General features: G+C 69.3%; 16 protein-coding genes. 7 read left to right on the top strand and 9 right to left on the bottom strand.

Translation table 11 applies throughout. The features are described from left to right. Positions 1–59: 59 nt before the first annotated feature. The 3 genes from JX575_RS14785 (at position 60) to JX575_RS14795 (ending at position 10,527) form a co-directional block, all read left to right on the top strand. Positions 60–2,966, top strand: coding sequence for a hypothetical protein (locus tag JX575_RS14785; RefSeq protein WP_186340560.1), 2,907 nt, complete (start codon positions 60–62; stop codon positions 2,964–2,966). Between the two features lie 4 nt (positions 2,967–2,970). Continuing rightward, positions 2,971–8,106, top strand: a complete 5,136-nt coding sequence (locus JX575_RS14790) for a hypothetical protein (RefSeq protein WP_186340559.1) — start codon at positions 2,971–2,973, stop codon at positions 8,104–8,106. A gap of 360 nt (positions 8,107–8,466) precedes the next feature. Beyond that, complete coding sequence (locus JX575_RS14795; RefSeq protein ID WP_241005184.1) at positions 8,467–10,527, top strand: MDR family MFS transporter; 2,061 nt, start codon at positions 8,467–8,469, stop codon at positions 10,525–10,527. An 88-nt stretch (positions 10,528–10,615) separates the two neighbouring features. Here the strand turns inward: JX575_RS14795 and JX575_RS14800 are convergent, their stop codons facing one another. The 6 genes from JX575_RS14800 to JX575_RS14825 form a co-directional block, all read right to left on the bottom strand. Further along, complete coding sequence (locus JX575_RS14800) at positions 10,616–13,222, bottom strand: family 43 glycosylhydrolase (protein ID WP_186340558.1); 2,607 nt, start codon at positions 13,220–13,222, stop codon at positions 10,616–10,618. A gap of 445 nt (positions 13,223–13,667) precedes the next feature. Continuing rightward, on the bottom strand, positions 13,668–14,681 hold the full coding sequence (locus tag JX575_RS14805; RefSeq protein ID WP_206054409.1) for a LacI family DNA-binding transcriptional regulator: 1,014 nt from the start codon (positions 14,679–14,681) through the stop codon (positions 13,668–13,670). A gap of 256 nt (positions 14,682–14,937) precedes the next feature. Beyond that, positions 14,938–16,104 carry a mandelate racemase/muconate lactonizing enzyme family protein gene (locus JX575_RS14810; RefSeq protein ID WP_186340557.1) on the bottom strand — a complete coding sequence of 389 codons (1,167 nt, stop codon included), beginning with the start codon at positions 16,102–16,104 and terminating at the stop codon, positions 14,938–14,940. A gap of 90 nt (positions 16,105–16,194) precedes the next feature. Further along, positions 16,195–17,694 (bottom strand): tripartite tricarboxylate transporter permease, encoded by a 1,500-nt coding sequence (locus JX575_RS14815; protein ID WP_186340556.1) that lies wholly within the window; start codon positions 17,692–17,694, stop codon positions 16,195–16,197. 1 nt (position 17,695) lies between these two features. Further along, complete coding sequence (locus JX575_RS14820) at positions 17,696–18,220, bottom strand: tripartite tricarboxylate transporter TctB family protein (RefSeq protein WP_186340555.1); 525 nt, start codon at positions 18,218–18,220, stop codon at positions 17,696–17,698. Beyond that, a complete protein-coding gene (locus JX575_RS14825; RefSeq protein ID WP_186340554.1) occupies positions 18,217–19,209 on the bottom strand; it encodes a tripartite tricarboxylate transporter substrate-binding protein in 993 nt (330 codons plus the stop codon). Before JX575_RS14825 ends, JX575_RS14820 begins: the two co-directional genes overlap by 4 nt. Positions 19,210–19,323: 114 nt before the next feature. Between JX575_RS14825 and JX575_RS14830 the strand changes: the two genes are divergently transcribed. Continuing rightward, positions 19,324–20,007, top strand: a complete 684-nt coding sequence (locus JX575_RS14830; RefSeq protein ID WP_186340553.1) for a GntR family transcriptional regulator — start codon at positions 19,324–19,326, stop codon at positions 20,005–20,007. A 697-nt stretch (positions 20,008–20,704) separates the two neighbouring features. Here the strand turns inward: JX575_RS14830 and JX575_RS14835 are convergent. From JX575_RS14835 to JX575_RS14845, 3 genes are all read right to left on the bottom strand, one after another. Further along, the gene (locus JX575_RS14835) at positions 20,705–21,226 is read right to left on the bottom strand and encodes a hypothetical protein (RefSeq protein ID WP_206054410.1); all 522 of its coding nucleotides are present in this window, start codon (positions 21,224–21,226) and stop codon (positions 20,705–20,707) included. A 124-nt stretch (positions 21,227–21,350) separates the two neighbouring features. Next, positions 21,351–21,956, bottom strand: a complete 606-nt coding sequence (locus tag JX575_RS14840) for an ATP-binding protein (protein WP_206054411.1) — start codon at positions 21,954–21,956, stop codon at positions 21,351–21,353. 426 nt (positions 21,957–22,382) lie between these two features. Then, positions 22,383–22,883: a hypothetical protein gene (locus tag JX575_RS14845; protein WP_186340552.1), complete on the bottom strand. Its 501-nt coding sequence runs from the start codon at positions 22,881–22,883 to the stop codon at positions 22,383–22,385. Between the two features lie 394 nt (positions 22,884–23,277). On the opposite strand from JX575_RS14845, the gene JX575_RS14850 reads away from it, so the two are divergent. The 3 genes from JX575_RS14850 (at position 23,278) to JX575_RS14860 (ending at position 25,153) form a co-directional block, all read left to right on the top strand. Beyond that, entirely contained in the window at positions 23,278–23,862 is a 585-nt protein-coding gene (locus tag JX575_RS14850) for a type IV toxin-antitoxin system AbiEi family antitoxin domain-containing protein (RefSeq protein ID WP_186340551.1), read from the top strand. Continuing rightward, the gene (locus JX575_RS14855; RefSeq protein WP_186340550.1) at positions 23,859–24,716 is read left to right on the top strand and encodes a nucleotidyl transferase AbiEii/AbiGii toxin family protein; all 858 of its coding nucleotides are present in this window, start codon (positions 23,859–23,861) and stop codon (positions 24,714–24,716) included. The genes JX575_RS14850 and JX575_RS14855 overlap by 4 nt, the downstream gene beginning before the upstream one ends. A 161-nt stretch (positions 24,717–24,877) precedes the next feature. Further along, entirely contained in the window at positions 24,878–25,153 is a 276-nt protein-coding gene (locus tag JX575_RS14860; RefSeq protein WP_186340549.1) for a hypothetical protein, read from the top strand. Positions 25,154–25,485 lie beyond the last annotated feature (332 nt).

Here is a 25,485-nt window from a genome sequence, read left to right on the forward strand (position 1 = left end):
TGACTGTGCCCGGGTCGTCAGTGCGGCGCCCGTGTGCGCAGCCGGTCTGGAGGTGACCGGTGGTCGACCTGTTCCGTTTCATCGAGCACGACTTCGCCTCGCCCGCGAGGACCGACGCGATCGACGTCACCAACGACTCCGACTTCCAGCAGGCCCTGACGGCGGCGACCGAGGATGACCCGAACGGTGACCAGACGCCCGGGGAGCGCGTTCGGGCATTGGCGAGGGACTACCTGGACGAGCACTACCCGTCGCCGACGTCCGAGCCCGCAAGCCTGGGCGATCCGCTGACGGAGCTCAGAGGTGCGCTCCGCAGCACCCAGACGATCGACCCCGCCAACACCCGCCGCGCGGTCTCCGACCTCTTCGGCGTGCGGGCCCAGGACGTCGTCGCCCGCGACGACTTCCAGCGCGACCGCGAGCTGCTGCAGAACGCCGCCCTCGCGGTCAAGCTGCTGACGGCCTTCGACCGGGTCGACGCCGCGCGGATCGCGGGGCAGGTGAGGGCTGTCGCGTTCTTGGAGCTGATCGCCACCGACGCGGCCGTCCCCGCCGACCGCACCGAGATGCGCCGCCTGCTGTCGCGGCCGCTCCGCATACCTCCCGCGCCGCTGGCGGCCACCGCGCGCACGCCCGTGCGTCGGCAGCCGCCGCCACCACGCGACACGGACCAGCCCGGCCACGACGGCGACCGCGAGGCCCTGCGCGGCGAACGTGACGCGCTCGCCGGAGCCTTGGAGGCGCTGGTGACGTTGCGACCCGATGAGCTCCGAGTGACGGTCGCCGACGCCGTCGATGCCGGCCTCGAGGCGCGTACGGACCGGCCGGACGGCGAGACGGCCACGGAGTCCGCCGGGTTCGGCACATCGACGGTCCGGCTGAACGACGGCGGACGGCGGCGGTTCTCCGACGCCCAGCTGACGGCCATGAGCGACCTTGGCATCGAGCCCGACCAGGCTCCGCTACCCTTCCTGGTCGACCGGGTCACCCGTCGCCTCGTCACCCTGAACGACCAGCTGCTGCCGCAGGAGGTGACCACGGCGGCGCCGGTGTTCCGGGTGGGTGGGCGCCTGTTTGCCGGCGGTCCGAAGACGACCCTGTCAGGCGAGGCGCCCGACGAGCCGCCGGCCGACGAGCCCGACGTCAGCATTGCGATCACCCGCCCGGTGGGGATCGGCAACCTCCGGGTGGTCCGCCAGGAGCTGATCGGCTACTCCCCCGGCGCCATCTCCCACATCGAGAACGTGCTCGAGGGCGAGCTGCTGCGGCGCCGCACCCGCCGGCACGAGTTCATGGAGACCTTCGAGACCCTCGAGACCACGACCAGCGAGTCGCGCGAGCGGGACCAGCAGTCCACCGAGCACCACGAGCTGGCCTCGGAGGTGCAGAAGGAGTCCGGGCGCCAGAGCAGCACGGCCGGTGACGGCACGACGTCGTCGGACTACGGCAAGCTCGTCGAGAACAGCAAGTCCACCTACGCGCAGACCTTGGTCAACAAGTCGGTGGAGACCATCACCCAGGAGGTCCACGCGACGCGCGGCCGCCGCGAGGGTCGCAGCTACACCGAGCGGGCGCAGCACGTGCTCGACAACTCCCAGGGCACCGAGAAGATCCGCGGGATCTACCAGTGGGTCGACAAGGAGTACAGCCTGCGCGTGCTCGACTACGGCAAGCGCCTGATGTACGACGTGGTGGTGCCGGAGCCGGCGGCCGTCCTGGTGCAGGCGCTGCAGTCCGCCGTCGCTCCCGAGGCGTTCCAGCTGTCCAAGCCCGTCAACTCCATCCCCGCACCCAGCGGGATCGATGCGGCCAACTACCAGTGGTACGCCCAGCAGTACGGCGTGTCCGGATCCGTGAACCCGCCGCCGGACCTGCTGCGGACCGTCGCGCACACCGAGGTCGTCGACGGGAGCCACAAGGTCAACGCCTACGGGGGCGAGCGGGAGATGCCGCACCAGACCGCCTTCAAGCTCGCGATCCCCGGCGACTACCAGGCGCTGAGCGGCTACGTGCAGCGCGTCAACGCCACCTGGTTGCAAGAACCCGGTCGCATGCTGGAGGTGTTCGTCGGTTCGAGCAACTACCACCGGCTCGGCGGGGCGGGCAACCCGGGACTCAACGTGACGTTCACGATGGCCGGCGAGACCGGCGAGATCCCGGTGACGGCCCGCTGCTTCGACCAACTCGTCCTGCTGGCCTACTCGGTCGCCCTGGTCTGCCAGCGCACGGACGCGTCGTACGCCCAGTGGCAGCTGCGCACCCACGCCGCGCTCGTCAGCGGCTACCAGCGCCAGCTGGCCGACTACGAGGACAAGCTGACCAGGTACGTCGCGGGGTTCCGCGCCCAGATCGCCGCCGGCGGCCTCTCCCACGACCCGAAGGTGGCGCTGGAGGAGCTCAAGCGGGCGTTCGTGTTCCTGCTGCTCGGCGAGCACCCGGCCGCGTGGCTGCCGACCCCTGCGCCTGCCCCGGCACCTCCCGCGGCGGCGCTCCCGGACCCGCTGCAGGTGCGCGAGTGGGGCGCTGTCATCGCCTTCTTCGAGCGTGCCTTCGAGTGGGAGAACCTCATGTACACCTGCTACCCCTACTTCTGGGCGCGACCCCAGCGGTGGCAGGAGCTGGCGCTGATGCAGGATGCCGACCCGATGTTCGAGGCCTTCCTCAAGGCTGGCGCTGCGCGAGTCGTCGTACCCGTCCGCCCGGGGTTCGAGGCGGCCCTCGCGCACTACCAGGAGACCGGCGACGTGTGGATGGGCCAGGAGATGCCCGACATGTTCGGCGACCACTACCTCTCGATCATCGACGAGATCAAGGCCGCCAACTTCGCGCCGGGCCAGGAGGTCTGCGTCCAGCAGTGGAAGGTCACCCTGCCCACCACGCTGGTCCTGCTGAAGGAAGACGCCGACCTGCCGCACTGGGACCCCACGCCGTGCGGACCCGGGCCTGCCGTGCCGCCGGAACCGTGACCGCGTGGCCGGCGACCTGCGTGAGGCGCTCGAGCGTCGCAAGGCGTGGTTCTTCGAGAGCCAGCTGAGACGCCTCAACCTCGACACCTTCCGCGGCATCCGCCCGACGTCCGACGACACCCGCCTCCCTCTGATCTCGGAGTCGACCGGCCTCACCGGCGACCCGGCTGCCGGACCGAGTGTCGGCATCAAGGACATCGACCGGGTCTACCTCGACAGCGGCGAGTCGGTCTGGACCGAGGAGGACGAGGAGCTCCACGGCGCTTTCGGCGGCACGCTGCTCGGCCGGGTCGGAGACTTCCTGGGTGCCCGGGAGCCGCACCGCCTGGCGGAAAGGCTCGCAGCGCTGCGCACGGAGCTCGAGGCCAGCGCCTCCAGGTCCGCCCACGATCCCTTCCCGACGCTCAACGGCTATCCGCGCGACCCGCCCAAGATCACGACGTCGGCCCGGGCGCGCGGCGACTCTCGGGGGGTTGCGATCTCGCGGGCGGAGACCGCTGGCCGGATGCCGTGGCTGGTCCCCGAGCTCTTCCCGCTCGAGGGCGAGAACACTCTCGAGACCGAGGGGTGGGTGCGGTCGCTGGAGGGCTACGTCGCGTCGTTCGAGACCGACCTCGCAGTGGCGATCGGTGGCATCGCCGGCGTCCGGCCGCCGTACGCGGGGACATCCGGCGATTCCTCGGACGGGACGCCCATCGGGGCGGCACCGGCGGCGTACCGGGCCTTCGTGTCGATGATGCTGACCGCCAGTACGACCCGACCGGCTGGCGACTACGTGCGGGCGAGGTTCACCGAGGGCATCCGGCTGGCGGACAACCAGGAGGACAAGGACTTCCACTACCTGTCGGTCGCGACCAACGGAGCCGCCATGGGGCCGGTGCGCGACTACCCGTGGTCGACCCGGATGAAGTACTGGGTGGGCGTCTACAACGACCCTCTGCGCGAGTGCATCGGCTGGAAGCCCAACTCGGACATGGGCCTGTGCCAGCTGGTCCGGCTGCTCTATCGCTACGGCCCGCTGCCGGCGTCCTTCGGCCCGACCCCCGCCTGGCGCACCAGGGCGGTGCCCGACGACACCTTCACCGGCTTCTTCAATGCCCGCGCCGCCGCGTGCGGCGACAACCACCCGCTGCGCGACCGGCTGCGCACCGGCGAGGCCAAGCTGCGCGTGATCCTCGAGGAGACCGCGAGCCAGCCCCGCGCGCCCGACACGAGCTGGTCACCGATCGCCGGCGAGATCCTCAAGCAGGGCTTGCAGTCCTACAAGTTCTGGCTCGACGAGCAACCGCGCGCCCTCGACAACGACCGGGTCAACAAGGTCAAGCGCGACCTCGGCTACGGCGACGAGAACGACCGGGAGATGGAGTTCTGGTCCGAGAACCACTACATCATGTTCGCCTCGTCGGAGTACCTCCTCGGACAGCTCTGGCTCGACGACGCCTTCCAGCCGGGCCGGGTGATCCCCGGCGCGCCCGTGGCCGAGAGCGTGAAGAGCGGGGAGCAGCGGCGGCGCCGCGGTCGCGCCCGTTGCCTCAAGTGGCTCAACAACCGACTGATGTTCGGCTGGATGGAGTTCAACTCCTCCGGCTACTACCGCGAGCACCTGTGGGCGCTGCTCAACCTGGTCGATTTCGCGAAGGACGAGGAGGTGCGCACCAAGGCCACGATGGCCGTTGACCTGATGCTCTTCGACGTCCTGCGCTTCTCCCACCGCGGCTCCATGGGTGCGGCCGGCGGCCGCAGCCAGTTCAAGTCCAAGAGCCACGGCTTCGACAACGGGCTGACCGACGTGACCGAGATGCTGCTCGGGGTGAAGGGCGTCTTCGCCGAGGGCAGCTCCGAGATCGGCGCCAGCTTCGCCACCTCGACCTACGAGGTGCCGCAGGTCCTCCTCGAGATCGGCAGTCACCCGCCGGCGTACCCCTTCACCGACCGCGCCCGGGTGTCGGTCACCTTCGACGAGGCGGCGAAGTACGGCATCGCCTACTCGCAGAAGTCCGTCACCAAGGACTCCTTGCTGCGGGGCTACGCCGTCAAGCGCGCGCTGCACCAACCGCACCTCGACGAGGTCAACCGCGAGATCGCCCGCACGCACGAGGACTACGGACGGATGGAGGACGACACCGTCTTCTTCTGGGGCATGTCGGCGTTCTTCAACAAGCAGGTCGTGCGCAACACGCTGCGGCTCGTCCACCAGTTCGGGCTGGAGAAGGCCGAGGCGTTCGGGATGGTGCGCACTCTGATCGAGTACGTCCTGCGCTACACCAAGGCGACGGACTTCGCGCTGCCCGGCGGACCGGGCGACCTGCTCGGACCGGTGACCGACCTCGTCAGCGGCGACGGGGGGGACCGCGTCGCGGAGATCGACGAGGACACGGCCGACGATCTGTCCGTGGTGCTCGAGGGCTCCACTCGCACGCGCGCCAACATCCTGACCTACCGCTCCCCCGGCGCGATGCAGTCGAGCGCCCAGAACTTCCGCCCCGGCCAGCTCAACTTCCAGAGCAGCCTCCAGCAGGCCACGCTCTCCGGTGCGCTCAACGTCTTCGTCACTGCGGGGTTCGAGGGCCTCGACATCTCGGACCTCGTGGTCTTCCTCGGCGGCGCCGCCGTCGGGGGCGTGGTCTTCGGGCCGCTGGGCGCGGTCGCCGGCGGGATCGCCGCGGTAGCCCTCGAGGACGAGTACCTCGAGGGCACCAACCCGCTCGGCCGCCTCGACGGCCCGGACTGGTGGACCGGCTACTGGGCGACGCCCCGCATCGCCGCGCACCGGGGCGCGGTCATCATGCTGTCGGAGTTCCACGCCGTGCAGGACTTCCTGGCCGAGTGCGGGTCACACGCGTGGTTCCCCCAGGAGGGCTTCGACCGGGTCGTCGAGCGTCGAACATCGGCCTACGACGACGCCGACTTCGCGCTGCTCGACATCGGGCACATCGGCCCCAAGGGCTTCTGGGTGTTCGGCATGGTGCGCCACCCGACGCCGGGGGGGACCACCGGCGAGCCCGAGGAGGGCTACGTCGGGGTGTTCTCCAACCAGCGTCCCGAATGGCTCTCCAAGGACGACGACCCCTACCCCAAGCGCCTCGAGGAGGAGGAGAAGGAAGAGCTGATGGAAGGCCGGCCCGACCCGTTCGCCGGCCGGGACTGGTATGTCAACGGCAAGAACGTCTGGATCGTCCAGGTCGGGAGCCGCTCGGAGTACGGCAGCTTCGAGGCGTTCATGGACCGGGTCTCCTCGGCGAGGGTGCACCTCGACGACACCGGCGACCTCGAGTGCACCTACGACGTGCCGCGGCCCGAGGGCGGCGCGGACCGGCTGCGGGTGACCAACACCGACGACCCGGAGTTCGAGCTCAACGGCCACCCGCTGGCCATCGATCTCTACCCCCGGTTCGAGAACCCATTCGTTCGCAGCGGTCGCGTCGAGTGGGGCCAGCCGGGCTACTGCCTGGAGTGGAACGGGCACTCGCTGCTCCACGACCTGCGCGACTACCGCACGCCGGTGCGGGTCGACGAGCCACGTCTGCTCGCCGGTGCGGCCGACGAGATCATCGCCCTGGTGGTGTTCCTACGCACCGGCGAGGAGGCGATGGAGCCCTTCACCACCGCGCTGGCCACGGTCGACATCGGCGGAGAGAGGGTCGTCACTTACCAGACCGCCGCCGTCGGGCCGGTGTCGGAGGAGACCGACCACGACGCGGAGTGGCTCCACCTCGCCGGTCCCGTCGAGCGTAGCCCGGACATGACCCTGTCGCTGCTGCACCCGGCCGCCGGCGGCAACCCGCTGGACCTCTCCTTCCCCGACCCCGACGCGCTGGCCGGCATGGACCCGTGGGACCTGCTGACCGAGGGCGTCCCCGACCTCCTCGCCGCACCCTTCGAGGCGATCGGCGAGCTGCTGGACTCCGGCGACGACCCCGAGTGGAAGGCCCGCTTCACGCTCAAGGCGCTCATGGGTGACTGGACCCTGAAGGAGTGCTCGGTGCCGTTCGGCGGCATCAATGTCGAGGACGACCGGCGCGACAGCGGACCCCGGCCGTTCGCCGTACGGGTGGGCCGGTGGGCCACCTGGCAGCGGGTCGCCGGCGGGGTGGAGTCGCGGCGCTGGCTGCTCGCGCGGCAGCCATCGGCGAGCGCGGTGTGGCTCGAACACCACGACCTCTTCGTCGTCGACGACGCGGGTCGTCTGTGGCACAAGCGCGCGAAGGCGGCGATGACGCAGGGAGCCTGGTACGAGGACGACGGCGCAGGCGCCGTGCCCGACTGGCGGCGGCTGGTCTCGTGGGCCGCCAGCTCCGACATGACGGGCCGGACGCTCCTCTTCGCCGTCGACCCGGCAGGGCTGCACGTCCGGGTGAGCGACCAGACCGGCCGCTGGACCGAGCCCTGGTCCGACCCGGCGCCACTGACCGACGGCGCCGGGATCCTCCCGGCACCGGTGCCCCTGGGGTCGTCGACGACCATCACCGTGGTTCCCGTGGACAACAGCTTTTCCGGGATCGTGGACCTCCACCTGACCGGTTCCGACGGCGAGGTCTACGTCAACGCGGGCTGGTCCCCCGGCGCGGACGCGAGACCGTGGCTCCGGCTGGAGACCGTCGACCTCACCCTGGCCCCGGCGTCGCCGCTCGCCGTCGTCGGAGGGTACGTCGTGGCGAGCTCGGTCGACGGCACGCTCTGGGGCCGGCACCGCGACCGGGTCGTGCTGATGGCCGGAGGCTGGGAGAACCTCGGCGGACCGGGCTTCGTGGTCTCGCGCTTCGACGCGGGCGGAGTCGCTGGCGACCTCCTGCTCGCCGCCTCCGGTCCCGCGGGTCAGGTCAGCCTGGGACGCCGCCCGGGCGCCGACCCGGTCGTCTGGGTGCCGACCCGGACCGACGATGCCTGGCGGCCGCGCCCCCGCGCCGATCTGGGGTGGGTCACCACCGACCCCGGCGTCCACGCGGTCTACGTGCCGGGCCTCGACGGCACGGTCCGCTGCGCGACGTACGCCGACCCGGTCTGGCGTCCGGTCGGACGAGGTACGCCGCCCGCCGGCGCCCCCGCCTCGCGCGTCGCCGTCACCTGCCGCGTCCCCGGCCAGGTCGAGGTCTTCACCGACACGGTGGACCGCTCCCTGTCCTGGACGTGGTGGTCCTGACCTGCGCGCCCACGCCACCGAGTGCGCACGCTTCTCGGCACCACCCCATGCAGCGCATCCGCGGCTCGCCATCGAGCCGGCTGATTGCACGCCGGGCCTGGCGGGACGCCCCCACGCCCCAGCCTGAACCTCGAGGGCACACCAGCCGACCCGCGTCCCCAGCCGCGTCGCGGGATCGGGCCCTCGCCACCAGGGCTCCGCTCGGGCAACGAGCGATCGCCTTCGCCGGCGCGCAGCCGCGGGGCTTCGCTGTCGCGCACGCCCGCCCGATCGTGCGGCGCAGGGACCCCGGCACAAAGGCCCTTCCTTGACCGGACGGAGGCTTGAACACTGTGGGTGCCCCGACCCGGAGGAGGCCCCTTGTCCGCCACCACCGCCACCACCGCCACACCGGCGCCCGCGCCGGTCGCCACACGGGCGCTCACCGGCTGGCACCGGATCGCGGCGTTCGCGACCATCGGCCTGGGCATGCTGCTGGCCGCGCTCGACGGGACGATCGTGTCCACGGCACTGCCGACCATCGTCGGCGACCTCGGCGGCGGCACGCACGTGTCCTGGGTGGTCACGTCCTACCTGCTCGCCCAGACCACGGTCACCGTGCTGGCCGGAAAGCTCGGCGACCAGTTCGGCCGCAAGCTCGTCTTCCAGCTCAGCGTCATCGTCTTCATCCTGGGCTCGGCGCTGTGCGGCCTGGCCGACGGCATGGTCTGGCTGATCGGCTCCCGGGCGCTGCAGGGGATCGGCGCCGGCGGGCTCACGGTCACGGCCACCGCGCTCATCGCCGACATCATCCCGCTTCGCGAGCGCGGCAAGTTCCAGGGCGCGCTCGGCGCCGTCTTCGGCCTCGCCACCGTGATCGGACCGCTGGTCGGCGGCCTGCTGACGGACAATGCCAGCTGGCGTTGGTGCTTCTACGTCAACGTCCCGCTCGCCGCCGTCGTGGTCGTCGCCACACGCTGGACCATCCCCCACGTGGCCCGCGGGGCCAAGCCGCGCATCGACTACCCCGGCATGGTCGCGGTCGCCGTGGGCGCCTCGATGCTGATCCTGGCGACCAGCTTCGGTGGCACGACGTACGCGTGGAGCTCGTGGCAGATCATCGGCCTCCTCGTCGGCGGCGTCGCGGTCCTCGGCGTCTTCGTGCTCATCGAGCAACGGGCGGCGGACCCGATCCTGCCGCCGCGCCTGTTCGGTGCCAGGGTCTTCACCGTCTGCTGCGCCCTGAGCTTCGTCGTCGGTTTCACGATGCTCGGCGCGATGACGTTCCTGCCCACGTTCTTCCAGTACGTCGAGGGCGTCTCGGCGACCGAGTCAGGGTTCCGCCTGCTGCCGCTGGTGGTGGGCCTGCTGATCACCTCGGTCACCGCCGGCAACATCGTCAGCAAGACCGGTCGCTACAAGGTCTTCCCGGTCGTCGGCAGCCTGGTGATGGCTCTCGGTCTCTTCCTGCTCTCCCGGATGGATCCGTCGACCCCCCTCGGGGTCTCCTCGCTCTACCTGTTCGTCCTGGGCCTCGGCATCGGCATGAGCATGCAGGTCCTCACGATCGTCGTGCAGGGCTCGGTCCAGTACAGCGACCTCGGAGTCGCCACCTCGGGCGTCACCTTCTTCCGCACCATGGGCAGCGCCTTCGGTGCGGCCATCTTCGGGACCCTCTATGCCAACTTCCTCCAGGACCGGCTGCCCGAGGCGATCGCCACGTCACCCAGCGTCACAGCCGCCGACCGGGCGACGCCGGAAGCGCTGCACGCACTCCCCGCACGGGTGATCGCTCCGATCGTCGACGCCTACTCCGGGGCGCTGACCCAGGTGTTCCTCTGGGCGGTCCCGGTCGCCGTGCTCGCCTTCGTCCTGGCGCTCGTGCTGCCGCAGGTCAAGCTCGCCGACAACGTGGCCGACGCCGCGCCGGACCTCGGCGCCGGGTTCGGTGCCCCGCACTCGCCGGACAACGAGGAGGTGCTGTCGCGCCGGATCACGAACCTGCTCTACGGTCGGCACCGCGACCGGGTGCTGGACCTCCTGCAGTCCTCCGAGGAGGACCTGGACGCGGCCGGGCTCTGGGCGGTCGTCCAGGTCTACGGGCTCACCGCCGCCGGACATCGCGCCGACGTCGGTCAGATGGCGCGGTCCCGAAACCTGCCCACCGCGGTGCTCGAGCCGCCCTTCCGCCAGGTCATCGCCGCCGGGTACGTCGAGGGCGACCTCGACGACCTGACCGTGACCGCCCGGGGCAGGGGCGCGGTCGACCGGCTGCGCGACGACCTCACGGCGTGGATCAAGGCCCACCTGGAGGGGACGAGCGACAAGTCGCCCGAGGTGATCAGCACCGCGATCTCCTCCGTCGTCCGACGCGTCGTCGTCGAGCGCGCCGAGGCGGACGGCTCGCCGGCCGAGGAGCCCATGGTCGGCGCGGGCCGGTGACGCTGTCGTCCGGGACGCAGCACGAGAAGACCCGCAGGCCCCGTGAGGGACCTGCGGGTCTTCCGCTGGTGCGCGATCGTGCTGCGTGTCAGCGCCTGGCGCGCGCCTTGACCTTCACGCTGTCCGACCCGCCGGTGATCGCGGAGGAGCTGGGCACGACCACGGAGTAGCGGTGCGTGCCCGTGCGCTTGACCTTGACCGTGACCCTCATCGGTGCACCGGTCCAGGTCACCTCGCGCACCAGCTTCTTCCCGTCGCGGACCTTGAACACGGTGCCGACCGGCACGTTGTCCAGGGTGACCTTGAGCGCCAGCTTGGTGCCGACTCGCACCGCCTTGCCGCGGGCGGACCTGGGCAGCCGCACCACCACGCGGGTCACGGCCGGAGGTGTGGCGACCGGCGGCACCACCACGGGAGGGGTGACCGTCGGCGGGGTGACCGTGGGCGGGGTGGTGGGCGGGGTCGTTGCCGAGACGGCGGTGAAGGTCCAGGACGCCACGTCGAAGAGCTTGGTCCCGGCGGCACCGGCGTACGAGAAGTACACGTCCGACACGCCGTTCAGTGCGCCGGCGGTGATCGGGACCGTGACGTCGCTCCACGTGGAGCCGTCGCCGGCCGGCACCTCGACGCTCCCCAGGACCGCCGCGGTGGCGGAACGGTCGGGTGAGGTGCTGACGGTGATCGTCCCACCGCTGCGCCCACGCACCTTGGCGACCAGTGACTGGGCGCCGCGGGCGCCGAAGTCGGCGTTCGAGATCGAGGTCCAGTCACCGTTGTCGATGCTGGTCAGGATCGAGGTCGGCACCGTCGTGCCGAAGGAGCCGTCCCCGTCGAAGCCCTGCCGGGTCCCCGCCTGCCACGCGATCGTCTCCGCGGAGACCGGGCCCGCATACGGGTCGAGGTCGGCCAGCTGCCCCGGACCGGTCCGGGTCCCCGTGGCCGGCGTGATCGTGCCGTCGGCTGCGATGGAGATCCTGTCGATGTGGGCGTTGCGGAACCCCTTGGTGCCGCTCGGGCTCTGCAGCGCCTGGTCCAGCGTCTCGGCGTGGTAGGTCAGGTACCACTGGTCGTCGAAGGAGAAGATCGCGTGGTGGTTGTTGCCGCCCACGCCGAAGAAGGCCGACTGGTTCTGGAACACCGGACCGACGTAGGTGTCCTCGGTCCACGGACCCAGGGGGCTGTCGGACTTCATGTAGTGGATGTTGCCGCGGCCCAGGGACCTGCCGTTGATCACGCGGTTGTTGGTGAAGTTCGTGCAGTAGGAGTAGTAGTAGGTGTCGCCGACCTTGTGGATGCCGGAGTCCTCGAAGACGGCGGGAGCGTCGACCAGGACGGCCGGGTCGACGGCACCGTCACCGTCGTCGTCGGCCAGGGACACCATGTCGTCGCCCAGCTTGATGGCCCGGGCGGTGCCGGGTGAGTCCGGGTTGACCTGCTGACCGTTGGCCTCCGGGACGCCACCACCGAAGTAGAGGTAGCCGCTGCCGTCGTCGTCGACGAGGACGGCCGGGTCGAAGAGCCACCACACGTCGGCGGCATCGGGGTTGCTGTTGTTGCGCACACCGGGAGTGTCGAAGGAGACCAGTGCGGTCTGCCGCGGCGCGGTGAAGGGTCCGACCGGGCTGTCACCCTTCAGCACCCAGATGCCCCCAGCAGAGTTGGCGAAGTAGAGGAAGACCTCTTCGTCGCCGTCACCGTCGGTGTCCTTCGCGACCACGGCAGGCGCCCAGGAGTTGCCCGGACGACCGGCGCTGGTGCCCGACAGGCCCGCAGGCCCGGCCGCGTTGATGCCGCCGTGGTTGGTCCAGTTGACCATGTCGGCGCTCGACCACACGTTGATCTGGTTGATCAGGCCGTAGTTGTTCGACTCGCCCTTGGTCAGCCAGTCGGACCACTCCTGGGTGTCGTTGGTCGTGTAGACGTAGACGCGTCCGTCGAACTCGAACGCCCAGGGATCGGCTCCGAAGTTCTGCGTCACCAGCGGGTTGCCGCGCGCGGCGACGCCGGTGGTCCCGGGGAGCTTGGCGAACGCACCGAAGGAGCCCGCCTCGGTGTTGTCGTTGCGTTCGAGGAGGTCGGGGCGGGTGACCGGCGTGGCGCCCTCCCCCGTCTTCGTGATGCTGACGTCGTCCAGACCGAAGGAGGCCGGGTAGGCGGTCAGGCCGAAGTCGTTCTCGAAGTAGACCTGGAAGTTGCCGACCGCACGATCGGCGGGGATGGTGAACGAGCCGGAGAAGGTCGCCCAGCTCCCTCGGGCGATGGTCGAGCTCGCCAGGACGACGTACTGGGCGCCGTCGGCGCTCGATCCGTAGTCCGCGGTGAGGTTGAACTTCATCGAGGCCGGCACGGGGTCGGCGTCGGTGTACTTGATCTTCGCGCTCACGCTGTAGGTCGAGCCGGGATCGACGGTGACCCTCTGGCTGATGCCCTGCACCGAGCTGGAGCGGTCGGCCGCCAGGAGGCTGGCGGTGCCCGTGGCCTTGTCGTCGGTGTTGCGGGTGACCGTCACGGTGCCACCGCCGCGGGCCTGCCACGGGGCGATCGTGGTCTCCTCGGCGCCGCCGTTGACGATCACCTCGGTGCCCACGGGAGCGGCTTGGGCGATGACCGCGGTGGAGGCCAGCGTGGCCGTGGCGGTGGTCGCAGCGACCGCGACGAATGCCGCCGCCACGCGTGTGAGTCGTCCTGGCTTCATGAGTCCTGCTCTCGGTGGGGTGACCCGACCGGGGAGGCCGGGGCGGAACTGGTGGCGCTCATCGCACGATCCGTACGGACCGTTCGGCGACGGTGGCGGCGTGGTCGTCGAGGGTGGTCGTCGAGGGTGGTCGTCGAGGGTGGTCGTCGAGGGTGTGGACGAACGGGACGACCCGCGCCGGCCCCGCGTGCCCGGACCCGGCACCACCAGTCAGCAACACGCACGCTCGTGACCGCCCTGCCGCGAACAGTCGGACCAAGGCCTGGCGCACCATCGCGATCTCCCCGTTCCGAGTTCGGGCCGCAGTGACGATGATCACAGTGTTAGCGCTAACATGCGTTCCCGCAAGGGGCTCGGCACATCGACGACCTGCGGAGTGCCGAACGTCAGGACCTGCGAGCGTCTCGAGCGAGCGCACGGCCTCCGCGACGGGCGCTGCGGCGGCCTACCCGCCGAGCCGGCCCGCTGGCGCCGCGGTGCTGCGTCGCACGGTCAGCGTGGGCACGATGGGCACGATGGGCTCGATCGTGGCCTCGTCGTCACCGCGTACGGCCGCGAGAGCGAGCGCCAGCGCCCGTCGGCCGAGCTCGGCGAAGTCCTGCGCCACGGTGGTGAGGGCCGGCCAGAAGAACGCTGCCTCCGGCACGTCGTCGAACCCCACGACGCTGATGTCGTCGGGCACCCTGCGCCCTCGCTCGTGGAGCGCGTTCAACAGGCCGAGTGCCATCTGGTCGTTGCTCGCGAAGACCGCGGTCACGTCCGGGTCGTCAGCGATGAGCAGTCCGGCGCGGTGGCCGCTGGCCGGCGACCAGTCGCCCACCAGCTCCGGTCCGGACAGGAGCCCTCGCGCCTCGTGGGCGTGTCGCCAGCCGGCGCGCCGCTGGTCGGCCTCGACCCAGTCGGCCGGTCCCGCGACGTGCGCCACACGGCGATGACCGAGGTCGAGCAGGTGGTCCACGGCGAGCGCCGCCCCGGCGTGCTGGTCGATGCCGGCGGACAGCGGCGCACCGGCTCGCACTCCCTGCACCGTCACGAGGGGGATGGAGAGCTGCAGCGAGCGCGTCATCTCGGCCGCCTCGCGGTGCGCGACCGCGACGACGATGGCCTCGACCGCCTGGTCGAGCAGGCGCTGGACTGCGTTGTCGAGCAGCTCGGACGAGAACTCCGGCAGTCCCACCAACGCGACGTCGTAGCCCGCGGAGTGGCCGGCCTCCTGCACGCCGAGGGCGATCATGCTCGGCCCGTGCAGTGCGAGGTGCGCGGTCACCATGCCGATGCGGCGGGACCGGTTGGTCGCGAGAAGGCGCGCGGCGAAGTTGCGGCGGTAGCCGAGCTCCTCGATCGCGGCCAGGACCCGGAGCCGGGTCTCCTCCTTCACCAACGAGGCGTCGTTGAGGACGCGCGACACCGTCTGGTGGGAGACACCGGCGCGCTCGGCGACCTGTGCCATGCTCGGCATGCGCGTTCCCGCCCGTTGCCGGGCGCCTCTCTCCCCCATGCGCGAATCCTAGGACCGCAGGCGCAGGAACCGCTGCCGATCACGTTCGAGGCAGGCGGGGGCGGAGCACCTCGAGGCGGCCACCGCCGCGGCGCGTCAGACGCAGCTCACGGCGTCACCCATCACCGTTGACAGCTCACGACGACAAGGCACGGCCGCGGCAGTGCGCTCGTAGCCAACCGTGGGCCGCCTTCGACACCTCACGCCGATGGGGACATTACTCGTGCAGCTCGCGGAGGACCTTGAGGAAGTTCGCCTTGCCCTCGAAGCCGATGCCGGGGCGGTCGTCGAGTGCGACGCGGCCGCCGTCGACGACTGCGTCGTCGGCGAAGCCTCCGGTGGGCTGGAACTCCCCCGGGTAGGACTCGTTGCCGCCGAGCTTGAGGGCGGCGGCGATGTGCAGGGAGAACTGGTGGCCGCCATGGGGAATGCAACGACGTGACGACCAGCCGTGCTGGGCGAGCATGTCCTGGATCCGTCGGTACTCGACGAGCCCGTAGCTGAGCGCCGGGTCGACCTGGATGTAGTCGCGGTCCGGCCGCATGCCGCCGTACCTCACGAGGTTGCGCGCGTCCTGCAACGAGAAGAGGTTCTCCCCGGTCGCGATCGGGTTCTCGTAGTGCTCGGAGAGGGTCGCGTTGAGCCGGTAGTCAAGTGGGTCGCCGACCTCCTCGTACCAGAACAAGCCGTAGGGATCGAGGGCCTTCGCATACTCGAGGGCGGTGTCGAGGTCGAAGCGGCCGTTGACGTCCACGGCGAGCCGTGAGCCGTCTCCGTCGAGGACTTCCAAGACGGCCTCGATCCGCCGCAGGTCGTCCGCGAGGGGGGCTCCGCCGATCTTCATCTTGACGACGTCGTATCCCGCGGCGAGGAAGCGGCGCATCTCGTCCTGGAGATGGCCATCGCTCTTGCCCGGAGCGTAGTAACCGCCTGCGGCATAGACGAAGACGGAGTCGTCCGGATCCCCGTCGCCATAGTGGTCGGAGATCCACCGGTAGAGCGGCACGCCGGCGATCTTGGCGGCCAGGTCGTGCAACGCCATGTCGACCACCCCCACGGCGACCGAGCGTTCGCCGTGGCCGCCCGGCTTCTCGTTGCGCATCATCGTGTCCCACGCTCGAGAGGGAGACAGGTCTCCCCCCTCGTCGAGGATGGCGCCTTCCGGAGCGTCCATCAGGCGGGGCAGGATGCGGCGCCGCAGGATCTCGCCGGCCGAGTAGCGGCCGTTGGAGTTGAAGCCGTAGCCGACCAGCGGCTTTCCGTCGACGATGACGTCGCTGACCAACGCCAGGATCGAGCAGTCCATCGTGGAGAAGTCGATGAAGGCGTTGCTCATCGACGAGCTGATGGGGATGACCCCCTCATGGGCGGAGACGATGCGCATCAACAAAACCTTTCTCGCAACTTGTAAGACGGCAGGATGAGAGACCGGGTAGACGCCCCGACGAGGCGTCAGAGCGTGGACGTGGGCGCGCTAGTCGTCCTCGCCCTGGAACACGACCTCACGCTTGCGGCGTACGGACGGGAGTAGAGAAACCACCACGATGATCAGGGTGAGTGCCAGCAGCGTGGCCGAGATCGGACGGGTGACGAACACCGACGGGTCGCCCCGGGAGATGATCATCGCCCGGCGGAGGTTCTCCTCGAGGAGTGGTCCGAGCACGAAGCCCAGCAGCAGCGGAGCGGCCTCGCAGCCCCAGCGGATGAGGAAGTAGCCGAGCAGCCCGGCCGCCGCGACGGCGAAGACGTCCCACGCATTGAGGCCCAGCGAGTAGCAGCCGATCGATGCGAAGGCGACGATCGCCGGGAAGAGCACGCTGTAGGGCACGCTCAGCATCCGCACCCACAGGCCGATCAGCGGCAGGTTGAGCATCACGAGCAGGACGTTGCCGATCCAGAACGATGCGATCAGGCCCCAGAAGAGCTCAGGCTCGTCGTTGATCACGTTCGGTCCCGGCGTGATGCCCTGGATGATGAAGGCACCCACCAACAGCGCCATCACCGGGTGGGCCGGCAGGCCCAGGGTGAGCAGCGGGATGAAGGACGTCTGCGCGGCCGCGTTGTTGGCCGACTCCGGCGCCGCCACACCTTCGATGGCGCCCTTGCCGAACGCCTCGGGGGTCTTGGAGACCCGCTTCTCGAGCGAGTACGACGTGAAGCTGGCCAGGACGTGTCCGCCCCCGGGCAGCACGCCCAGCAGTGACCCCAGCGTGGTGCCACGCAGGACGGGCATCCGGATGCGCCGGAAGTCCTTGCGCGTGAGCCAGAGGCCCTGCACCTTCCTGGTGACCAGGCTGGGGTTGTGCTGCTGCTCGAGGTTGCGGATGATCTCGGCGATGCCGAAGAGGCCGACTGCGAGCGACACGAAGTCCAGCCCGCCGTAGAGCTCGCGGACCCCGAAGGTGAAGCGCGGGACGCCGGTGAACTGGTCCTGGCCGATGGTGCCGAGCAGCAGGCCCAGCACGATCATGGCCAGCGCCTTGACCGCTGACCCGCTGGCCAGGGCGATCGAGGCGAGCAGGCCCAGGACCACGATGCTGAAGTAGTCCGCTGGCCCGAACTCGAGGGCCGCCTGCGCCAAGGGTGGCGCGAAGAGCGCGACCACCACCGTCGCCACCGTGCCGGCGAAGAACGAGCCGAGCGCGGCGGTGGCCAGAGCCACCCCGGCCCGTCCCTGTTTGGCCATCTGGTGGCCGTCGAGGGCCGTCACGACCGAGGACGATTCTCCTGGCAGGTTCAGCAGGATCGCCGTGGTGGAGCCGCCGTACTGGGCGCCGTAGTAGATGCCCGCCAGCATGATCAGCGAGGCGACCGGATCGAAGGAGAAGGTGATCGGGAGCAGCAGCGCAACCGTGGCGGTCGGTCCGATGCCGGGTAGCACGCCGACGGCGGTGCCGAGCGTGACACCCAGCAGGCAGATCAGGATGTTGGAGGGCTGGAGGGCGACCTCGAACCCCAGAAGGATGCCGTCCATCTCAGCCTCCCAGCCAGTCACCGATGACGGACAGCCGCAGCTGCAGAAGTGCCACGAAGACGATCAGGCACACCACGGTGAGGCCTGTGGCGATGATCGTGGCCCGGTAGGGGCGGGTGCCGTGCCCGGCCAGAGCCGCGAGGAAGGTCGTGACGAGCAGGCTCGGGCCGAGCCCGAGACCCTTCACCGTGAACCCGAAGAACATCACCGCAGCCAGGAGCAGGCCCATGCGACGCCAAGGGATGTCTCCGCGGTCGGCGTTGGCCACGGTCGGGTCGACGCCGCGGAACGACGCGACCACGATCACGGCCCCGAGCAGGGCCAGGATGGTCCCGAGGACGAGCGGGACGTAGCCCGAGCCCATCCGCAGCGCGCTGCCGATGTCGTACCGCGACCCGCCAATGGCGAACGCGAGACCGAGGACGACGAACGTGCCGCCGGCCATCAGGTCCGGAAAGGACGGTCCGGAACGCTCCGCACCCGAACGCCCGGCGGAGTCGCCGGGCGCCGCAGGCACAGTGCTCATCCGCCCGTGACCCCGGAGGCCTCGATGATCGGGGTCCACAGCTCGAGCTGCTCCTCGAGCTTGGCCGTGAGCGCCTCGGGAGTCGCCTGGTCCTCGGCCACCGCCGCGGTGCCGAGATCCGCGAAGCTGTCGATGACGTTCTGGTCAGCCAGCGCGACCTTCAGCGCGGCGGTGAGCTTCTCGACGACCTCGTCGGGGGTGTCGGAGGGGACGTAGAGCCCGTGGAAGGAAGCGACCTCGACGCCATCAAGACCGGCCTCGGCGGTGGTGGGCAGGTCGGGCAGAGCCTCGATGCGCTCCGGGGTCGTCACGGCGTAGGCCTTGATGTCGCCCGACTCGATCTGCGCAACGGTGTTGGGGGTCTGGTCGCACATGAAGTCGACCTGACCGCCGATGAGGTCGGTCAAGGCCGGACCGGTGCCGTCATAGGGCACCTCGGTGAGGTCAACCCCGACCGCCTGCTCGATGAGCAGTCCGCACAGCTGCGAGGCGGCACCCACGCCGGCGTTGGCGATGGTCACCGTGTCCGCGTTCTCCTCGACATAGGCCAAGAGCTCCTCGAGCGTCTCAGGCTCGAAGTCAGCGCGGGCCACGATCGTCATCGGCAGCTCGGTGATCAGGCCAACGGTCTTGAAGTCCTCGAGCGGGCTGTAGTCCAGGTCGGGGTAGAGGGCCGGCGCCGTGGACATGCCGATGTGGTGGATGAGCACCTGATAACCGTCACCGGCCTCGCCGGAAACCTGTCCGGCTGCCACGGTGCCGCCAGCACCCTCGACGTTCTGCACGACGATCTGCTGGCCGAGCTCCTCCGCCATCGGCTCAGCGATCAGCCGGGTGACGGTGTCGGTCGGTCCGCCGGCGGAGAACGGCACCACAAACGTGATCTCGGACTCGGGGTAGGCCGCAGGATCGGCGTCGCCGCCACCGCAGGCCGCGAGTGACAGGACGGCAACGCTGGCCACGGAGATGAGAGGGATACGCAAATGCATGGTTGCTCCTTCGGGTGCCTCGCACCTTATAAGATGCATGTCGGGTCACCCTACGAGTGACGGACGCCACATAGCAACCCCGACTTATAAGAAACATGTGGCATCCTTGTTCGTGTGACCACCTACACCTTCACGAGCAAGGCGGACGTCGCCTATGCCCAGATCCGCCAGCAGATCCTGGACGGTTCACTGGAGGCGGGGTCGGCTCTAGCCCAGTACGAGCTCGCCGCGTCGATGGGCATCAGCATCACCCCACTGCGCGAGGCCATCCGTCGTCTCAGCGGCGAGGGGCTCGTCCTTCTCGAAGGGCATCGCAACGCCCGGGTGGCAGCGATGGACTTCGAGGAGGCGCGACAGCTGTTCGAGACCCGACAGGCACTCGAACCCGCCGCCATGGCACTGGCGGCCGTACGCCGCACGGACGCAGACATCGCCCGCATGAACGCCGCCCTGGAGAGCTTGCTCCCAGTCACGCGACAGTGGGGCGAGGTGGCGTTGGCCGCGCACCGTGAGGTCCACCAGGCGCTCTACACCGCCTCGCACAACATGGTCATGATCCGCATGCTGAACGACTTGTGGGACAAGTCGGACCGCTACCGTCGAGCCGGTCTCGAGCTCCCGTCGGGAGGCGAACCCCGCACGCGCGACTTCGAGGAGCACCACCGCCTCGTGGAGCTGGTGACCGAGGGGGATGCCGACGCTGCCCGGTCCCTGACCTGCTCGCACATAGCCAACAGCCTCACCGCTGCGGCACTCGACGCCCACGAAGGCCGGACGGACGTCGCGGCCACCGTGTAGCCCGCGGACGTCACTGTTGGTGCGGCCGCTCAGCGAGCTTGCTCCAAGCCGAGCGTCCACGTGACGTGAGGGACGCCGCGGCGCGTCGGACAGGACGAAGTCGCGCGGGGGTCGGGTCCGCACGCCCGGCGGGCGCCTACACGGGACTTCCACCTGTACGACGCGCCGGGGCCGGGCGGTCACACGTTGAAGCGGAACGAAAACCGGGGGTTTTGATGGTTATTGGTCATCGCCGAACCATACCGGAAAACACTGTCTGACCTGCGGAAACGCATGCGCGGGACCATTGGACGTCGTCGGCGAGAATCGGTCTCCGCCGGACTTCTTGCGGACTATTTGCGGACTGCTGGAGGTTCGGAGCCCTTCCGCATCTGGTCGAACTCGGCAGCCATCGTTTCGACCTCAGAGTCGGAGAGCCGCAGCCTCGCGTCGAGCCGCTGCCCCGCGGACCTGAGCCGCTCGGCCGCGGCAGACCGATCGTCCCGTTCTGGTTCCATGCCGCAAAGCGTAGGTGCGTCGACGGCCCTGCTGTCCAGGAGAATCCCCCGCCCTCGAATGAGACCGATATGGCGCCAAGCGGCCTAGGACGAGACTCAGCAGGTCACGTAAGAAGTTGTTGGCCGTGAACCAGGAGCTCGTGCGCCCAGGACATGGCACTCTTCCGCGGCAGCCCTCGGTTGGGTGTAGCACCATCCGACTACTGCTGGTTATTGCGCTCGGGGGGCTGGATCATCCGCACGTTGGATATGCCGCCTTGGTTCACGCAGTCCTGGGCAAGGTCGTGGACAAGCCAGTAGTAGTCCAGTGCCGGCTCGACCGCGTTAACGGTGGTCTCGACAGGCGTGTATCGATGCATCGGGGTGGAGACGCCGTCGTAGGTGAAGCCGGAGCTGTCCGTTGTCAGGATCGTCAGGGGTTGCTCGCCGGCCCACTCGATCCCGACCCGCACGTTGTACTCGTCGTTGTCCGTGGCCTCTGCAGTCGCGCGAATCAGGGCCATGAGATCCGCGATGCCGCATTCGATCGCTGTCGATTGCACTTGCGACCCTTCGAAGTAGCCGTCGCTCGTCATGCGGTGCCCGCCGACCGCGGCCGCGAGGGTGGTCGACCCGTCGTGGTGGATGCTCAGCCACGCCTCCTTCCACATCGACCGCTCCCCGGTGGCGGTATTGACGGCGACCCAGCGGCGTAGGCCCGGTCGGGGGTTGCTCCGGTCCACGCTTCCAGCGGGTGCACCCCGCCCCGACCTGCGTAGGTCAGGGCTAGATTCTCGGTCTTCGACAGCACGTCGCGCGCCTCGTCACGGGAGAGCCGATCGTGGAATCGGGGAACACGGGGATGGGCTACGGCGATGAGCCATGCTCGCTGGTCGGTGTCGCGGCCGCCGGCCGCTTCGGCGAAGAGGTTGTCCAGCACCTCAGTGCGTGACGCCGTTCGTCGAGCCGCGCGCGATACATCGCCTCGATCTGGCGTTCCTTCATCCATGCAGTGTCTGAGTCGTTGCGAACGGGCGCACCGAAGTAGTCGTTCCTATAGACCAGGTGGGGTCCGTCGATGCTCGCTGGGACCTCCACCACGACGGCACGCTCGCCCTCGTCTCCGAGGCGGTGCACATTCAGGCCGAACACGGGTGGGGAGATGGCGGTGATCGCGGCGCTCCGTAGGGAACGCTCATATGCCTCGTCGAACTCGCCGACGTCGATCCGCTCCGTCGCGGCCTTCTGCGACTCGCGAACGCCGTAGACGATCAGTCCTCCACCGCTGTTGGCCATCGCGGCGACATCCTTCGGGAAGTCCGTCTGCGGAAGTCCCTTCGCCGGCGGCAGCTCAGACTTCCAATCCAAGTCGTTCGTCTCCGCCAGGCCGCCGGTCACCGCAGCATCGAGCAACTCGTTCGTCAACGGTGCCGGGGAGGCTCCGAGCGCGCGGTGAAGCGCTGTGAAGGTCATGCCCCCAGCGTAGGGACGCCCGACGACATAGATCCGGCAAAAGGGAGCCGCATGCGGAAGTGGCCGCAGTCGTGGCGTGATTCCCCTATGTTGCTGGCCTTCAGCCTCGCGTGACCGATCAGAGCCGCTACGCGTTGGTCCACTCATCCACAGACAGGACTCACTTCGCTCAGGGATCCGCTTGCGGGACGGCCCGGCAACCGCGTCAGCGACGGAATGACGCACTGTTCGCGCGGGAGATGCAGACGTCCGTCTCGACTCGTTCGTGCACACCATGGAGATCTCCGGCCAACAGGGCAATCCGGACTACCGTTCGGCACAGCGAGTGACACTTGGCGGAGGAACAGAAGTCGAGACCACGAGCGGGCGTTACTGGAACTCGACCGCGGGCCTGTTGCGCGAGCCCGACCCAGCCCGCTAGAGGGGCTACCGGAAGGCGACGGTCGGCGTGCCAGCACTTAGCTCCAGGGGGATGACCCATGGCTCGGAGCCGGCCGCTCTGGCAGTGATTGTTAGACGAATGTTGTCTCCCACCAGGTGGCGCCATTCAGCGTCGCGCGCATCGGAGGCAACGCCTCCCAGGGTGTCCACCAACCACGGCGAGCGGGTCGGTTCCAGCTGAAACCGGAGCGCTTCGCCGACTTCGAGCGGAGTGCTGACGTCGCACTGACGACCGGCCTGGTCCGCGGGGTTCCAGACGGACCCCACCTTCGGTCCTACGCCGGGCGTGAACCGGAACGGGCCCCACACCTGGCTGCGGACCGTGTCGAGCATCTGCGCCTGGTGACGAGGACTCTCGTAGTCGATCTCGTCAGCGCGACCTGGACGGTCGTCGCGGATCCGGATTGAGAGGGACTCCAGTCGCTGCAACTCGATCGGTTCCACCAGTTCCACATCCAGGTTGATGAACCTGGTTCCAGAGGCCATGGGGCCGAGGGTGACGGAGAACCTCGGCATGAGCTCCTGATGGTGCCGAGTCTCCTCGATGCCCCGCATGACGTCGGCTGCTGCGTTCGCTCTCTTGGCTGCGGACCATCAGCCGAACGCGGCTGCCGCGCTGAAGACGGCTGTCACGCCGGAGACAACGGCCACCAAGTCGGTCATATTTCATAACTGCCAGTCTGACGGGAGGCGCCGACGCCTGGCTCCATCCACGGTTGTCGGATGTACGTTCCGACGACAGGCTCTGGACCGCACGGCTACGCGCCTCGTGACGGGGAGTTCTGCCGAATCGCCTTCTCGGCTCCGGCACGGCACTGACGACCATGACTATCCAAAACCGTAGCGTTTCCGCTACGGTTTTGGCTATTGGAGGCTTCAAGTGACCACGTACCGGCAGACTCTGCGCGAGTTGGCGTTCGACACGCACGGCATCGTGACGATCGCGGACGCCGAGGCGGCAGGCGTCCCCGCGGTCGCGGTTCGACAGCTGGCTGAGCGCGGCGCTCTCGAGCGCCGAGGATCGGGCGTGTACCGGATGACCGAGGTCCCGCGAGGCCCCCTCGACGAGTTCGCCGAGGCCGTCGCCCTGGTCGGTCCCGGCGCTGTTCTGGCCGACGAGTCGGTGCTGGCGGCCCACGACCTGGCGCAGATCAACCTGCGCCGCATCAAGGTCGCCGTCCCGTCCCCGAGCCGCGTGCGCAAGGGTCTCCCGCGCATCGTCGAACTGGTCCGCAAACGCGTCCCAGCCGGCGACCGGCAGCCCATCGACGGCATCCCCGCCATGTCCATCTCCGCCGCCTTGGAGGCCAGCGCCGGCCGCGTGATGACCGAACGCCTGGTAGCGGCGGCCGAGCAGGCCCGCGCCCGTGGCCTCATCAGCCCGGCCGACGCTGACCAGGCCATCCAGGCCGTCCATCGGGGCAGCAGAGCTCGAGCCACGAAACGGCAGAGGAGCAGCGCGTGAGCGACCAGGCACCTTCCGGACCTGCGGCCCCCGTGAGCGTCAATAAGCTGCGCGGCGCCATCGACGCGGTCGCGAAGAACCGTAACGCCACCGTCAGGCGCATCCAGTCGCTCGTCGGAAACGTCATCGTGGCGCAGATGCTCCCCGACTCCGCGGTCAAGGGTGGGACCGGCATGAAGCTGCGTTTCGGCGACGAGGTCACCCGGGAGACGCCGGATCTCGACACGGCGTTCCGTGGAGAGCGGGAAGACTTCATCAGCGAGCTCAACCAGCGCCTGGCCGAAGGCTGGGGCGACTTCACAGGCGTCGCTGTCGCCGGCGAGCAGCGCGCACCTGAGGAGTTGCTGGAGCGGATCCCGCACTCGTACGTCATGCAGCCGGTCAGGGTGCGCCTCGAGTACCACGGCAAGGGGTTCATGAGCGTCGACCTGGAGATCGGCTACGACGAGCTCGAAGCGACCACCGACGAGCCGCCCGAGACCGAGATGTCAGAGGAGGTCCTGGAGATCTTCGCCGCGCTCGGCATGCCCCGGCCCGACCCGGTCCGGGTGCTGCCGCTGCACCACCAGATCAGCCAGAAGATCCACGCCTGCACCGAACGAGGCAGCAGCCGCGCTCACGACCTGGTCGACCTCCAGCTCCTCATCCCAACAGCAGACCCCGACCAGGTCCGGGACACATGCGAGCGTTTGTTCCGGTTTCGGCAGAGCCACGAGTGGCCGCCGACTCTTGAGGCCGGGCTGGACTGGCCGGCGCTCTACGAGGAAGCCGCGGAAGGGTTGGACGTCCGAGGTCTCGACGAAGCCGTGGTGTGGGTCAACGAGTACATCCACCAGCTGGCCACCGAGCAGTAGTCATGCAGACGAACGTTCAGCGCGTAACGCTCGCTGCTCACAAGGCACTGATACGCGGAGGCCTCTCACACAAGCTGACGAAGTACCCGCTAGGCACCTGCGCGTACGTCTGCGACCTCCTCGGCGAACTTCTCCGCGAACTCGGGCACGGACCATGGATCGTGACCTCGGGCATCAACGAAACGGGACGCACGCACGCTTGGCTCGAGCAAGACGACGTCATCATCGACATCACCGCATACCAGTTCGACGACATCGACGAGCCCATCATCGTGACGACCGACCGCACTTGGCACGAACAGTCTTGGCGACCGATGGGCGGTTCCCTGGTGGCCTCGGTCGACTTATATACTGAGCCCGGGCACCGCGAATTGGCTCTCAGCGACTACGCAGAGCTGAGGGCCCGCGCCCTCGCCATCCTCGCTGTCACCGGCTGAATGCGTGCCTCACTGCCTGCGATGACGAAACTCCGAGCTATGCCCCATGTTGTCGACGCGCGCCCGTTGCGATCTGCAGACCCCACAGCGCTCTGTGAAGCGCCAAGACGTTGCTGCGCTTCATCACACGGAACGAGGCCGGCCCCTCGGGTGCGGGCGCCTGCGTGCACACCCACGGCAGTTCGCCTAGGAGACGATCCAGCGCATCGCGCGCGCTGCAGCGTCCCGGAAATCTCCGGCCACCAGTTGCCCCGCCCAGCGGACACGGTCGTCCGCATCCCCAGCTCCCCACCGGTATGAAGTGGCCGGCACGGGCTCTCGAGACACTCGGG

The organism is Nocardioides sp. zg-1228, from assembly GCF_017086465.1.
Lineage (GTDB): Bacteria > Actinomycetota > Actinomycetes > Propionibacteriales > Nocardioidaceae > Nocardioides.

What these genes read in the sequence shown, in the direction of transcription:
- JX575_RS14800 (WP_186340558.1), bottom strand. Translation starts at nt 13,222, where the DNA reads ATGAAGCCAGGACGACTCACACGCGTGGCGGCGGCATTCGTCGCGGTC.
- JX575_RS14805 (WP_206054409.1), bottom strand. Translation starts at nt 14,681, where the DNA reads ATGCCGAGCATGGCACAGGTCGCCGAGCGCGCCGGTGTCTCCCACCAG.
- JX575_RS14810 (WP_186340557.1), bottom strand. Translation starts at nt 16,104, where the DNA reads ATGCGCATCGTCTCCGCCCATGAGGGGGTCATCCCCATCAGCTCGTCG.
- JX575_RS14815 (WP_186340556.1), bottom strand. Translation starts at nt 17,694, where the DNA reads ATGGACGGCATCCTTCTGGGGTTCGAGGTCGCCCTCCAGCCCTCCAAC.
- JX575_RS14820 (WP_186340555.1), bottom strand. Translation starts at nt 18,220, where the DNA reads ATGAGCACTGTGCCTGCGGCGCCCGGCGACTCCGCCGGGCGTTCGGGT.
- JX575_RS14825 (WP_186340554.1), bottom strand. Translation starts at nt 19,209, where the DNA reads ATGCATTTGCGTATCCCTCTCATCTCCGTGGCCAGCGTTGCCGTCCTG.
- JX575_RS14840 (WP_206054411.1), bottom strand. Translation starts at nt 21,956, where the DNA reads ATGACCTTCACAGCGCTTCACCGCGCGCTCGGAGCCTCCCCGGCACCG.
- JX575_RS14845 (WP_186340552.1), bottom strand. Translation starts at nt 22,883, where the DNA reads ATGGCCTCTGGAACCAGGTTCATCAACCTGGATGTGGAACTGGTGGAA.